Raw genomic sequence first — 13,192 nt, 5'->3', positions numbered from 1 at the left:
TGGGGACAAAACCCTGGCGGCGCACGCCACACCGCAAGGGCGGGGCCCGGCAGCGAGGCAAGCACGCCGTCATGCACCAGCCACCCGGCTCACCGCGAAAAATTAAAGATTGCGCCGACGCTGCCGTAATCCCGGCTACCTGGTAGCTGATCCCTACCATGTGTGTTTGAATCAGTACTTGGCCGACACCGGTTTGTCCGGTGTCGGCTTTTTTATTGCCCCGCGAAAGCCCCGACAGGGCAGCGCTTGCCGCGCTCGACGCCTTGGACGATCATGCTAGGATGGTCAGTCAGTGCCAGGGTGCTGGGGGAAATATCATGGCTACGTTCGGTATCGACGCTGTGCGCATCAACCCTTCGAACGACCGGATCACGCATGTGCGCTGGGCGGCTGTGGACCCGGCCACGCGCAACTGGTTGTCGCCGACTTCCATTGTCGAAGTTGCCCAGGTGGTGGCCGCGATTCGCCGCGGCGACGCCGTCTGGTCCCTTTTCACGCTCGGCGGCACGCGCTTTCTCGGGCCGAAGATCGTGGCCGTTTCCCACACCAACGGGCACGACGGAATCGACACCGACGTCCCCGACGGCCACATCGAAAAATGCATTGACGACCTGCCACGCATTTAGCGCGCCGGGGCGGCTTTCGTCGTGCCGGGCCGGCTTTCGTCGTACGTGGCCGCCGCTTACCGCAGCTCGAGCCACATCGGCTGATGGTCGGACGACCGGCTGTGTGGGTCCACCTCACACGTAGCCACGCGCGGCGCCAGGTCTTCGGTCACGAAAATGAAGTCGCACGCAAACGGCCCGTCGGGCCACTGCTCCTTGTCGTATAAGCCGACGGTCGGCTCGCGCGCGCTGTCGCCGTGCGCGCGCGTCCAGGCGTCGGCGAACGCGGGTGCGTCGGCAATCGGTTCGAGCATCTTGCGATAGGCTGCGCCTCCGAACGCGCTGTTGAAGTCGCCGCAGACAATTGCGCTCATTGGACGCCCCGTGTCGGCAAACGGGCTGTCCTGCTTTTCCGCCCGTGCCGGGCGTCGCGCGTGATCGCAGGCCTCGCGGTGCAGTTCGCGCAGCCGCTCGACCTGCGCGAGCCGCTGCGTTTCCGAATAAAACTCCAGATGCGTGCTGATGACGCGCAACGGTCCAACGTCGGTGTCGATCACGGCTTCGAGCGCGACGCGCAGCATCGACGGCTTGGCCGGATCGGCGGGCCAGGGCAGCGAGTGGCGCAGAACCTGCCTGACCGGCAGGCGCGTGACGATAGCGTTCCCGAACTGACGCCGCCGGGTACCTGTGCCGATGGGCGGAAGGTCCGAGCCGGGCGCGTCGATCACGGTCATGCCGGGCAGCAGGGCGGCAAGTTCGGCGAACTGGTCGGCGCCCGGACCGCCCGCGAGCCCTCCCGCCGACGGCGACTCATGAAAGCCGCGCGTCACTTCCTGCATGCACATGATGTCGAAATCGCACAGCGCGCGCGCCTCGCGCACGATGCGGGCGAGATCGACGCGACCGTCCACGCCGCGTCCCCACTGAATGTTCCAGTCGACGAGCCGCATGAGACCCTCCTGCAAGAGCTGTCCTGGTAGTCTATCGCCGGGACGCGGCTCACGCCAAAGCGTCCGCGCCGGCCGCAAACGGCGGGAGCACCGGCACTGCACGAGCGCCGGTCGCGGCGGCGTCTGACAAATTCTTTTGTGCGGGGTGTCGATTTCGCTCCCGTCGCATCGTCGTAGCAGTGTGTCCCACTTCTCAACCGAAAGGCGGCTTACCATGACTACCGGAACCATCAAACTCCACCGCGTTCTGCGCGCCCCTGCCGAGCGTGTTTATCGCGCGTTCCTCGAACCGGACGCGCTCGCGAAATGGCTGCCTCCGTATGGTTTTACCTGCCAGGTTCACCACTTCGAGGGCCGCGTGGGTGGCACCTACAAGATGTCGTTTCGCAACTTCAGCAGCGGCAGCAGCCACTCGTTCGGCGGGGAGTACGTCGAACTCGTGCCGTCCGAGAAAATCCGCTACACCGACCGCTTCGACGATCCGAACCTGCCCGGCGAAATGTCCGCGACGATCACATTTCGCAAGGTGTTGTGCGGCACCGAGGTGTCGATTCTTCAGGAAGGCGTGCCCGAAGTGATTCCCGTGGAGATGTGCTACCTCGGCTGGCAGGAATCGCTGATGCAGCTTGCCAAGCTGGTCGAACCCGAGATTCCCGACTGAGCCGCAGAGCGGGCAGCTTCGGCTGCCGCGCCGCGCCTGAGCGTCTACTGAGCCGCCCCCGTTTTGCACTGCCCGTTCTGGGCGTAGACTGAACGAAGCTCCCGCGTTCGCCGGCCATCATGTCGATGTCAGCTGTCCGGCGTTTCTGCTGCGACGCGGCACGCGGGCGCCGTCTGCAAGACGGAGGTGGCGATGACCGATTTCAACGAGGCCCGCGAGCGCATGGTGGAGCGGCAGATTGTCCGCCGCGGCATTGGCGATTCGAGAGTGCTGGCCGCGATGCGCCGGGTGCCCCGCGAGGCCTTCGTGCCCGATTACCTGCGCGATCTCGCCTACGAAGACAGGCCGCTGCCCATCGGCAACGAGCAGACCATCTCGCAGCCCGCCATTGTTGCGACGATGATCGAGGCCGCGGACCTTTCTCCCGCCGACGTGGTGCTCGATGTCGGCACCGGCTCCGGCTACGCGGCCGCTGTGGCTGCCGCGCTTGCCGCACATGTCCATTCGATCGAGCGGCACGAGGAGCTCGTCGCCAAGGCGCGCGAGATTCTCGCGCGACTGGAGATTCGCAACGTGACCGTCTATCTCGGCGACGGCACCGCGGGTCTGGCGGAGCACGCGCCTTATGACGCGATCATCGCGGCGGCGGGCGGCCCGCATATTCCCGAGATCTGGCGCAGACAGCTCGCCGTGGGCGGCCGCATCGTGATGCCGGTGGGCCGGGACCGCCATTATCAGCGGCTTATCAAACTCGTTCGCTGCGGCGAAGACGATTATCAAAGCAGCTCGCTCGGCGAAGTGAGCTTCGTGCCGCTCGTCGGTGCGGACGCGTGGCCCGCGTCCGGTGCGGCGCGCCGCAGCAGTGGCAATGGCGGCGGCGGTGGTGGTTGCAGCGCAGGCAGTGCAGGCAGCGTCGGCAGTGCAGGCGACGCAGGCAGTGCCGGCAATGCAGGCAATGCAGGCGGTAAGGGCAGCGGCGGCGGAAGCGCCGGCGTTGGCGGCGCTGAACGCGGAGGTCCGTGCCCGATGAGCGCGGCCGAGGCGGCCAGCCGTCATTGCCTGCTGGCACTCGCCTGAGCCGGGTGGCGAGGCGCGCTACCCGGCCACAACAGGGCTTGGCGCAAAGGAGGATCAACATGAATGGCTACCAGATCACCTTCTTCACCCAGCACGATCGCCGCCATCGCGGCAAGCTGCTCGCCGACTGGCTCGTCAATCTGGCCGGCGAACTCGGCCTGCGCGGCGCGACTGTGATACCGGCTAGCGAAGGCATCGGCCACCACCACCGTGTCCATTCCGCGCATTTTTTCGAACTGGCGGATCAGCCGTTGTCGGTCGTCATGGCGATGACGAGTGAAGAAGCCCGCACGCTGTTCGAGCGGCTGCGCGCCGAGGGCGTGCATCTGTTCTACGTGAAGACGGCCGTGGAATTCGGCGTAATCGGCGACCCCGACGCGAGCACGGCGCGATAGCGCGGACTCACCGGCAGCGGTGAGCCACGGCGCGCTATCAAGCCGCCGGATGCAGCGGCTTGGCAGCGGCCGGCTTCAGACCACCGTGATCGTCACGTCGATATTGCCGCGCGTAGCCTTCGAATACGGGCACGTCTGGTGCGCCATCTCCGTCAGTTTCTGCGCCGTGTCGCGCGCGATGCCAGGCAGGCTGACGTTGAGCCGTGCACGCAGGAAATAGCCGCTATCGTTCATGGCCAGATCGATCTCGGCGTCTACAGCCGTGTCCGCCGGCAGCGAGACTTCCAGGTTCTTCGCGGCAATACCCATTGCGCCGATGAAGCACGCGGACCATCCCGCGGCGAGCATCTGCTCCGGGTTCGTGCCGGTCGCGGATGCGCCGGGCGAGCCGAGCTTGACGTCGAGCCTCGCGTCGGAGCTGCGCGCGGCGCCGTCGCGTCCGCCGGTGGTGTGGGTCTTGCCGGTGTACAGCACTTTGTCTGACATGTCGTTCTCCATAAGTGGGAAGCAGAAGCAATCCGTCCGGATCAGCCCGAGGCGCTGCCCCGAATCCGTCGTTGACGAGATTAGAACCGCGGCGGGTATCTGGCTTGTGTCAGCGAAGCCGGGTATTGCAATGCTGTGTATCGCGCGAGGCCCCATATACAGAGCGATACAAATCGGCGCAGCCGGCGATGAATCGGCCAACGCGTCGCGCTGGAGTGCACACGTGTGCCGCCACACAGCGAACCCGTGCAGCGACGCGCCCGGTGCAATGTTTTGTGTCAGATGCAGGTTCGGATACATTGCGACATAAATCCCGCTCGGCCGCGCGCTATAAAGCAGGCATTGCCAGTCACAGGAGACCAACATGCAGGCCGAAGCGCACACTGAGACGCTCAAGGGCAGTTGCCACTGCAAAGCCGTCAGATTCGAAGTGAAGACGCCGGTTACTCCCGCGGCGCGCTGCAATTGCAGCCTGTGCCGCCGCAAGGGCGCGCTGATGAGCCCACCGTTTGCCCGCGACCAGTTGACCATCACGCAGGGCGAGGATGCGCTCACGCTCTATCAGTTCAACACACGCGTCGCGCGGCATTTTTTCTGCAAGCACTGCGGTATCTATCCGTTTCATCAGACCCGCAAGGACGCCGCGCTGTGGCGCGTCAATATCGGTTGCCTGGAAGGGATCGATCCGTATACGCTGGATGCCGGTCTTTCCGACGGCGCCAGTCTTTCCGTCGTGGAGGACGCATGAAACGGCTGCTGGCAATCATCGCGTTCGTCGCGGGAGGCGTCGCGGCGGAATGGGCGCATCCGGTGCAGTGTTCGATGCTGTACGCGAGCCGGGTGCAGGTGAAACGTCAAAAGAGATGATCCATTGATGGACACGATCGACCACGTACTGATCGTCGACGACGATCGCGGCATTCGCGAACTGATCGCCGGCTACCTGGAAAAGAACGGCATGCGCGTTTCGCTCGCGGCCAACGGGCGGCAAATGCGCGCCGCGCTGGACCAGGGCACGCCGGACCTGATCGTGCTCGATCTGATGATGCCCGGCGAAGACGGGCTGGTGCTGTGCCGCGAACTGCGCGCCGGCAAGTTCCGCACGGTGCCCGTGCTGATGCTGACCGCCCGCAACGAAGAGGCCGACCGCATTCTCGGCCTGGAAATGGGCGCCGACGACTACCTGCCGAAACCCTTTGCGGTGCGCGAACTGCTCGCGCGCATCCGCGCCGTGCTGCGCCGCGCGCGCATGCTGCCGCCCGGCATGCAGGTGACGGAAAGCGCGCAGATGCTCGGCTTCGGCGACTGGCGGCTCGACACCACGGCGCGCCATCTGCTCGATCCGGAAGGCACCATGGTGGCGCTCAGCGGCGCCGAATACCGCTTGCTGCGCGTGTTTCTCGACCATCCGCAGCGCGTGTTGACGCGCGATCAACTGCTCAACCTGACGCAAGGCCGTCAGTCAGATCCGTTCGACCGCTCGATCGACCTGATGGTGAGCCGCCTGCGTCAGCGTTTGCGCGACGTCGCGCGCGAACCGCGTTACATCAAGACGCTGCGCAGCGAGGGCTATGTGTTTTCGGCCGCCGTGCAGGTAATCGAGGATCAGCAATGAAGCTGCTTGCGTCGCTGCACTGGCCGCGCACGCTGTTCGCGCGTTTGACCGTGATTCTGTTTGTCGGGCTCGCGTCGGCGCAGGCGTTGTCGTTCTGGCTCACCATGACCGAACGCGACCAGACCATGACGAACGTGATGATGGGCTACATCGAGCGCGAGGTCGCGAGCTCGGTGGCGCTGCTCGATCACCTGCCGGCGAACGAACGCGCTCAGTGGCTGCCGCGGCTCGCGCGGCGCAGCTACGAGTTCGTGCTGGGTCCGGGCGTGAGCGGCGGCCCCGTGGATGCGAACCTGTCGGCGCGCGTCGCGCGTTCCATTGCCGAAGGCATCGGCACCAGCTACCCGCTCACAGTCAATGCGGTGCCCGGCGACCGTGAACGCCTGCAGGTCCACCTGAAACTGCGTGACGGCACGCCGCTTACCATCGACATGCGTCCGATGTCCGGCGCGCCGCTCTCGCAATGGCTGCCGCTCGTGCTGCTGCTGCAACTCGCCGTGCTGCTCGGCTGCTGCTGGTTCGCGGTGCGCACGGCCACGCGCCCGCTGCATCAACTGGCGGTTGCTGCGGATGCGCTCGGCCCCGACCTCAAGGCCGGGCGGCTCAGCGAAAGCGGGCCTTCGGAAGTCGCGCGCGCGGCGCGCGCATTCAATGCGATGCAGGAACGTATTGCGATGTATGTGACCGAGCGCATGCAGATTCTGGCGGCCATTTCGCACGATCTGCAAACGCCGATCACGCGCATGCGTCTGCGTGTCGACATGATGGACGGCGAACCGGAAAGCGCGAAACTGCGTCAGGACTTGCAGGAAATGGAGGCGCTCGTAAAAGAAGGCGTTACCTACGCGCGCACCTTGCACGGCGCGACCGAAATGCCGCGCCGCATCGATCCGGATGCGCTGTTCGACAGTCTCGTGTGCGATTACGTGGATGCGGATCAGGACGTCTCGCTGGAAGGCCGCTTCGGCACGCCGGTGATGACACGCCCGCAGGCGCTGCGGCGCATCGTCGGCAATCTGGTGGATAACGCGTTGAAGTTCGGCGGCGCGGCGCAGATACAGATTGCCATGTCCGCAGACCAGCAGGCCACCATCTCGGTGCTCGACCGCGGCCCCGGCATTCCTGCTGATTCGCTTGAAAATGTGTTCCAGCCGTTCTACAGGCTCGAAGGTTCGCGCAACCGTCAAACGGGCGGCACAGGTCTTGGCCTTGCGATCGCGCGTCAACTCGCGCTGGCGATGGATGCAACGCTCGAACTGCGCAACCGGGCCGGCGGCGGGCTGGAGGCAAGACTGACGCTGCGCAATCTGATGCAGGTGCCGGCGGCCACGGTCGAGTAGAGCGAACCTGGATTCGCTGCATTGCATATCACGATTGATCGTTTGGCCGCGAGCGCGCGCATTGCTAGCATCGTCGACTTCTCAATGAAGCGCCGCTGCCACAATGAGCCCTGGCCAAACGCCGTCCCGTCCGCTTCCATCGCCTGGCCGCCGCCGTCTGCTTGGACGGCTTGCGGCGGGCAGCCTCGTCGCGTCACAAGCTGCGGCGGCAAGCGAGTTGCTCAAGCCGCTCGAGATCGCGCCCTCCAGCCGCGTGCCCGGCGCGCCGGTGCTCGAGCATCCGTATGGCGTGCCGTCGCCGCGCGAGGCGACGGTGGTGCGCCGAAGCGCCCGCGCATGGCCGCTGCCCGGCGCCGCTTCGTCGATGACGCCGCTGGCGGACCTCTACGGCACCATCACTCCGAATGGCCTCGTCTACGAACGCCATCACGGCGGCGTGCCCGACATCGATCCGGACCAGCACCGTCTGACGATTCATGGCCTCGTGCGTACGCCGAAGCTCTTCACGATGGACGACCTGCTGCGCCTGCCGGCGCAGTCGGCTATTCACTTCCTTGAATGTTCCGGCAATACCGGTAGCGAATGGAACGGCCCGAGCGGCCTGCCGGTGCAACTGACCCACGGTTTGCTGTCGTGTTGCGAATGGACGGGCGTGCGCCTTTCGACATTGCTCGAAGAGGTGGGCGGTGTATCCGCGCTTACCCGTGCCCAGCGCGGCGCCTGGCTGCTGGCAGAAGGCGCCGACGCGGCGGCGATGACGCGCAGCCTGCCGCTCGAGCGCATTCTGGAGCGCGCGCTCGTGGTCTACGCGCAGAACGGCGAGCGCCTGCGGCCCGAGAACGGTTATCCGCTGCGCCTCATCGTGCCCGGCTTCGAGGGCAATACCAACGTCAAATGGCTGCGCAGGCTGAAAGTGGTCGACGCGCCGCTGCAAACGCGCGAGGAGACGTCGAAGTACACGAGTCTGCTCGCGAACGGCACGGCACGTCAGTTCGTGTTCGAGATGGATGCGAAGTCAGTTATCACGCGGCCCTCGCCGGGGCATCGCCTCACCACGCACGGTTATTACCCGATTAGCGGCATTGCATGGTCCGGGCGCGGCACCATCCGCAAGGTCGAGGTTTCCACGGACGGCGGCGCGTCTTGGCGGCTCGCGCGGCTAGATGGGGTGCCCGCCGACCGCGCGCTGACGCGCTTCGAAGCGGACTGGCGCTGGGATGGCGCGCCCGCCGCGCTGCTGTCTCGCGCCACCGATTCCACCGGCTACGTGCAGCCCACGCGGGAACAACTGGTTGCCGCGCGCGGGCTCAATTCGCAGTACCACTACAACGCAATCCAGCAGTGGCGCGTGCAGGCGGATGGCGAGGTGCGCAATGCGTGAGCGTCGTTCGCTACGGAATCCGCTGCGGATCATGCCGGCTGCGCGGGTTGCTGTCGTTGCTCTGATCGCGCTCGCGGGCTGCTCGCTTGGCCAGCGCGATAACAGGCCCGATGCGCGCAATGCCGGCTTGGCGCACGGCGTTGGTACCCCGCTCACGGAAGCAGACATTGCGCCCTGGAACATCGACGTGGCGCCGGACGGCCACGGCCTGCCGCCAGGCAGCGGCGACGTCGCCACAGGCGCACGGGTGTTCGCCGCGAAATGTGCGGCGTGCCACGGCGCACACGGCGAAGGCGGCCTCGGCGATGCACTCGTAGGTGGCAAGGGCACGTTGTCGAGCGCGAAGCCAAAGCGCACGGTGGGCAGCTATTGGCCGTATGCAACGACGCTCTTCGACTACATACGCCGCGCGATGCCGTACAACGCGCCCGAATCGCTTTCCGCTGACGAAGTGTATGCGGTGAGTGCCTTCCTGCTGAATCAGAACGGCATCGTGCCTGCCGATGCGCGACTCGACGCGGCTTCGCTGCCGCGCGTGACGATGCCCAATCGCGACGGCTTCGTGCCCGATCCGCGTCCAGGCCGCCTTTGAGCCGCGAGCGCAACGCCGTTTGCGCGGACCGTTGCACGCCGCAACATCGGGTTTATCACTCCAGCAGATAACCGTATCGCATTTGCTTCGTTGTCCTCGCGCCTGCACGCCGGTACATTCGTCTGACTGCGCCGAGCCGGCGCCCCGCGAACAGATACGACGAAGAGTGTCCCGTGACGACAGCTTTTGCCTCCACCGCCGCCCACGACAGCCGCCATGCCGGCGGCGCGATCGCCAGTCAGCCGATTGAAATTCGCCCGTTCGACGGCCCCGTCGGCGCCGAAGTGCTCGGGCTCGATCTGAGCAAGCCGCTCAATCAGCAGGATTTCGCGCGCATTCACCGGGCGCACCTCGATCATCATGTGCTGGTGTTCCGCGATCAACGCATTACACCGGACGAGCAGATCGCCTTTAGCCGCCGTTTCGGTCCGCTGCAGATACACGTGCTGCACCAGTTCCAGTTGCCCCGCTATCCCGAAGTGCTGGTGGTGTCGAACATCGTCGAAAACGGCAAGCCGATCGGGCTCGGCGATGCCGGTCACTACTGGCATTCAGACCTCTCGTACAAGGAAAAACCGAGCCTCGGCTCGCTGCTGCACGCGCAGGAATTGCCGGCTGAAGGCGGCGATACGTTGTTCGCCAACATGCACCTCGCATGGGACACGTTGCCCGCGCATTTGCGCAGCGCGGTGGAGGGACGCACGGCCGAGCACACCTATCTTGCCAAATATGCCGAACTGCAAAAGCGCAGCCCGTGGCGGCCGAATCTGTCGCCCGAACAGATTGCGCAAGTGAAGCCGGTGCAGCATCCGATCGTACGCACGCATCCGGAGACGGGGCGGAAGGCGCTGTTCGTGAGCGAGCATTTCACGACCCGCGTGATCGGCCTGCCCGAAGACGAAAGCAAGCAACTGCTCAACGAAATTTTCGCGCATAGCGTGCGGGCCGAGCATGTGTACCGGCACCGCTGGGCCGAACACGACATGGTGTTCTGGGACAACCGCTCGCTGATGCACCTCGCGGCCGGCACGCCCGACCATCTGCGCCGCAAACTCTATCGCACGACGATTGAAGGCGACGTGCCGTTCTGATCGTCCCTCACGATGAGTGCGTTGCCGTTCGACGCAAGACAGACACTCAATACCACTCGCCGACCGGAGTTTAGATGTTCGCCAGGATTTACCCGACCGCTGCACGCTCGACGCTTGTCAGTCGCGTTAGTCGTGTTAGTCGCCTCACTCGCCGTATTGCCGCCACCTTGCTGGCCGTTTCAGTCGGCGCTGCGGGTATGAGCGCAGCGGCGCCGGCTCATGCCGAAGGACAGATCCGGATTGCCGAGCAGTTCGGCATTGTCTATCTGCTCCTGAACGTGGCGCGCGACCAGCAGTTCATCGAAAAGGAAGGCCGCAAACAGGGCGTCGATATCAAGGTGGACTGGGTGCAGCTCTCGGGCGGCGCAGCCGTCAACGACGCCTTGCTGTCGGGCGCCGTGGATATTGCGGGCGCAGGCGTGGGCCCGCTTTTGACAATCTGGGACCGCACGCATGGCAAGCAGAACGTGAAGGGCGTGGCTTCGCTCGGCAATCTGCCGTACTACCTCGTGAGCAACAATCCGGACGTCAAAAGCATTGCTGATTTCAGCGCGAAAGACCGCATCGCGGTGCCGGCGGTGAACGTGTCCGTGCAGTCGCGCGTGCTGCAATACGCGGCCGCAAAGCGTTGGGGCGACAAGGAGTACAACCGCCTCGACAAATACACGCAGGCGCTGCCGCATCCCGATGCCGCAGCGGCGATCATTGCCGGCGGCACCGAAATTACCGGCCATTTCGGCAATCCGCCGTTTCAGGATCAGGAACTCGCGGCCAATCCGAAGGCGCATATCGTGCTCAATTCGTACGATGTGCTCGGCGGCCCAAGTTCCGCAACGGTGCTCTATGCGACCGAGAAATTCCGCGACAACAATCCGAAGACGTACCGCGCGTTTGTCGATGCGCTCGCCGATGCGTCGCGCTTTATCGCCGCGAACCCTGAAGCCGCCGCGGACATTTATCTGCGCGTGAACAAGTCGAAGATCGACCGCGCGCTGCTGTTGAGGATCATCACGAATCCGCAGGTGCAGTTCAAGATTGCGCCGCAGAACACGCTGGGTCTGGCGCAGTTCATGTACCGCGTCGGCGCGATCCGCAACGAGCCGAAGTCATGGAAGGCGTATTTCTTCGACGACCCCGCAACCGCAGAGGGCAGTTGAGCATGACGCTCTGCATTTCCTACTTCAGTGCAGTGCGGCGCAGTGCTGAGCTGTCCGCGCAGTCCGCAACCTGGGAGCGATCCAATGGTGGCTAATCCCACGCTACTCTTTCCCGAACATGCAAAGCGCGGTGGCCGCGCTTTGCACGACGCTCCGGCCGCAAGCCAGAAGCTGCTGTCGGTCGAGAACGTCAGCCTCGAATACCGCACGCGCGAGCGCACTGTGCGCGCGACGCACGATGTCAGCTTCGACGTTTACGGCGGCGACCGCTTCGTGCTGCTCGGACCGTCGGGTTGCGGCAAGTCGACGCTGCTCAAGGCGGTGGGTGGATTTATCGAGCCCACGTCGGGCACCATTTCGCTCGACGCTCAAGTCGTGCGCGGCCCGGGCCCCGACCGCATCGTCGTTTTCCAGGAGTTTGACCAGTTGCCGCCGTGGAAGACCGTGCTGCAAAACGTGGCCTTTCCGCTGAGGGTCGCAAAGAAGCTCGGGCGTGCGCAAGCGAATGAACGTGCGTTGCATTACCTCGACAAGGTCGGTCTCTCCGCGTTTGCAAATGCGTATCCGCATACGTTGTCGGGCGGCATGAAACAGCGTGTGGCGATTGCGCGGGCACTCGCGATGCAGCCGCGCGTGCTGCTGATGGACGAACCGTTCGCGGCTCTCGACGCACTGACACGCCGCAAAATGCAGGAGGAACTGCTGCGTTTGTGGGAAGAGGTGAATTTCACGCTGCTCTTTGTCACGCATTCGATCGAAGAAGCGCTGGTGGTCGGCAACCGCATTTTGCTGCTATCGCCGCATCCGGGCCGCGTGCGTGCGGAGCTCAACAGTCACCAGTACTCGCACGACAGTTTTGGACGCAGCGATTTTCAGCGCAGCGTGGCGCGCATTCACAACCTGTTGTTCGAGGAAACGGAGGCCGTGCAATGAGTTCGCCTGCCGCCTCCGCCAACTCCACGACCTTGCTGCCGCCCATTCGCGACGAATACGAGCGTCCGCTGGAACCGCTCGGCGAACTCGTGCTCGAAGCGCCGTTGCCGCTCGGCAAGCGCGTTTTCGCGCAAAGCTGGCTGCGCAAGGCGCTGATCGCGCTGGTTCTGATCGCCGTATGGGAAGTCGCCGCCCGCGTGGTCAATAACGACCTGCTGCTGCCCACCTTCGGGGCAACCGTCACCGCCTTTGCGCAAGGCGTGTGGTCCGGCGAATTGCTGCAAAAGACTGCGGTGTCGATGTCGGTACTGCTGCGCGGCTATCTGCTAGGTGCGGCGTTCGCGTTCGTGCTGACGTCGCTCGCGGTCTCCACGCGGGTGGGCCGCGATCTGCTGTCCATGCTGACCGCGATGTTCAACCCGTTGCCTTCCATAGCCCTATTGCCGATTGCATTGCTCTGGTTCGGGCTCGGCACCGGCAGCCTGCTATTCGTGCTCGTGCATTCGGTGCTGTGGCCGCTCGCGCTCAACACCTACTCCGGTTTCCAGTCGGTGCCGGCCACGCTGCGCATGACGGGGCGCAACTACGGCCTGACGGGAGTGCGCCACGTGCTGCTGATCCTGGTGCCGGCAGCATTGCCTTCGATACTGGCTGGCCTGCGCGTAGGCTGGGCATTTGCATGGCGCACGCTGATCGCGGCGGAACTGGTGTTCGGCGCGAGTTCCGGCAACGGCGGGCTGGGCTGGTACATTTTCCAGAATCGCAACGAGCTGTACACGGACCGCGTTTTCGCGGGGCTGGCGGCGGTTATCGTCATCGGACTGCTGATCGAGCATCTGGTGTTCGATACGCTGGAACGCGTCACAGTGCGGCGCTGGGGCGTGCAGCACTAACCGGGCTGACGTTCAA

The 13,192-nt window shown here is 64.8% G+C and carries 16 protein-coding genes; 14 read left to right on the top strand and 2 right to left on the bottom strand.

Annotated features, from left to right (window positions below; genetic code table 11):
- Positions 1-317 precede the first annotated feature (317 nt).
- Positions 318-626 (top strand): hypothetical protein, encoded by a 309-nt coding sequence (locus tag F757_RS0130530; protein ID WP_025596677.1) that lies wholly within the window; start codon positions 318-320, stop codon positions 624-626.
- Between the two features lie 56 nt (positions 627-682).
- Here F757_RS0130530 and F757_RS0130525 read toward each other — a convergent pair whose 3' ends face one another.
- Entirely contained in the window at positions 683-1,555 is an 873-nt protein-coding gene (locus tag F757_RS0130525) for an endonuclease/exonuclease/phosphatase family protein (RefSeq protein WP_027214647.1), read from the bottom strand.
- A 214-nt stretch (positions 1,556-1,769) separates the two neighbouring features.
- Between F757_RS0130525 and F757_RS0130520 the strand changes: the two genes are divergently transcribed.
- From F757_RS0130520 to F757_RS0130510, 3 genes are all read left to right on the top strand, one after another.
- A complete protein-coding gene (locus tag F757_RS0130520; RefSeq protein ID WP_027214646.1) occupies positions 1,770-2,216 on the top strand; it encodes an SRPBCC family protein in 447 nt (148 codons plus the stop codon).
- Between the two features lie 192 nt (positions 2,217-2,408).
- Positions 2,409-3,293: a protein-L-isoaspartate(D-aspartate) O-methyltransferase gene (locus F757_RS0130515; protein WP_027214645.1), complete on the top strand. Its 885-nt coding sequence runs from the start codon at positions 2,409-2,411 to the stop codon at positions 3,291-3,293.
- A 59-nt stretch (positions 3,294-3,352) separates the two neighbouring features.
- On the top strand, positions 3,353-3,688 hold the full coding sequence (locus F757_RS0130510) for a DUF190 domain-containing protein (RefSeq protein WP_027214644.1): 336 nt from the start codon (positions 3,353-3,355) through the stop codon (positions 3,686-3,688).
- Positions 3,689-3,763: 75 nt separating this feature from the next.
- Here F757_RS0130510 and F757_RS0130505 read toward each other — a convergent pair whose 3' ends face one another.
- On the bottom strand, positions 3,764-4,174 hold the full coding sequence (locus tag F757_RS0130505; RefSeq protein ID WP_027214643.1) for an organic hydroperoxide resistance protein: 411 nt from the start codon (positions 4,172-4,174) through the stop codon (positions 3,764-3,766).
- 364 nt (positions 4,175-4,538) lie between these two features.
- On the opposite strand from F757_RS0130505, the gene F757_RS0130500 reads away from it, so the two are divergent.
- The 10 genes from F757_RS0130500 to F757_RS0130455 all read left to right on the top strand — a co-directional run bounded on the left by F757_RS0130500 (position 4,539) and on the right by F757_RS0130455 (position 13,176).
- Positions 4,539-4,922, top strand: a complete 384-nt coding sequence (locus F757_RS0130500) for a GFA family protein (RefSeq protein ID WP_027214642.1) — start codon at positions 4,539-4,541, stop codon at positions 4,920-4,922.
- On the top strand, positions 4,919-5,041 hold the full coding sequence (locus F757_RS36900; RefSeq protein WP_269661507.1) for a hypothetical protein: 123 nt from the start codon (positions 4,919-4,921) through the stop codon (positions 5,039-5,041). Before F757_RS0130500 ends, F757_RS36900 begins: the two co-directional genes overlap by 4 nt.
- 7 nt (positions 5,042-5,048) lie before the next feature.
- A complete protein-coding gene (locus F757_RS0130490; protein ID WP_027214641.1) occupies positions 5,049-5,789 on the top strand; it encodes a response regulator in 741 nt (246 codons plus the stop codon).
- Positions 5,786-7,129, top strand: coding sequence for an ATP-binding protein (locus F757_RS0130485; RefSeq protein WP_027214640.1), 1,344 nt, complete (start codon positions 5,786-5,788; stop codon positions 7,127-7,129). Before F757_RS0130490 ends, F757_RS0130485 begins: the two co-directional genes overlap by 4 nt.
- A gap of 103 nt (positions 7,130-7,232) precedes the next feature.
- Entirely contained in the window at positions 7,233-8,510 is a 1,278-nt protein-coding gene (soxC, locus tag F757_RS0130480; protein WP_027214639.1) for a sulfite dehydrogenase, read from the top strand.
- A complete protein-coding gene (locus F757_RS0130475) occupies positions 8,503-9,102 on the top strand; it encodes a c-type cytochrome (RefSeq protein WP_027214638.1) in 600 nt (199 codons plus the stop codon). The genes soxC and F757_RS0130475 overlap by 8 nt, the downstream gene beginning before the upstream one ends.
- A 173-nt stretch (positions 9,103-9,275) precedes the next feature.
- Complete coding sequence (locus tag F757_RS0130470) at positions 9,276-10,193, top strand: TauD/TfdA dioxygenase family protein (RefSeq protein WP_027214637.1); 918 nt, start codon at positions 9,276-9,278, stop codon at positions 10,191-10,193.
- 74 nt (positions 10,194-10,267) lie between these two features.
- A complete protein-coding gene (locus F757_RS0130465) occupies positions 10,268-11,350 on the top strand; it encodes an ABC transporter substrate-binding protein (RefSeq protein WP_027214636.1) in 1,083 nt (360 codons plus the stop codon).
- Positions 11,351-11,434: 84 nt separating this feature from the next.
- A complete protein-coding gene (locus F757_RS0130460) occupies positions 11,435-12,283 on the top strand; it encodes an ABC transporter ATP-binding protein (RefSeq protein WP_027214635.1) in 849 nt (282 codons plus the stop codon).
- Positions 12,280-13,176: an ABC transporter permease gene (locus tag F757_RS0130455; protein WP_027214634.1), complete on the top strand. Its 897-nt coding sequence runs from the start codon at positions 12,280-12,282 to the stop codon at positions 13,174-13,176. Before F757_RS0130460 ends, F757_RS0130455 begins: the two co-directional genes overlap by 4 nt.
- Positions 13,177-13,192 lie beyond the last annotated feature (16 nt).

The organism is Burkholderia sp. WSM2232 (assembly GCF_000472545.1).
In the GTDB taxonomy this organism is placed as follows: domain Bacteria; phylum Pseudomonadota; class Gammaproteobacteria; order Burkholderiales; family Burkholderiaceae; genus Paraburkholderia.
The sequence above is the reverse complement of the archived record's forward strand: the minus strand, read 5'-3'. Positions and strand labels throughout refer to the sequence as shown.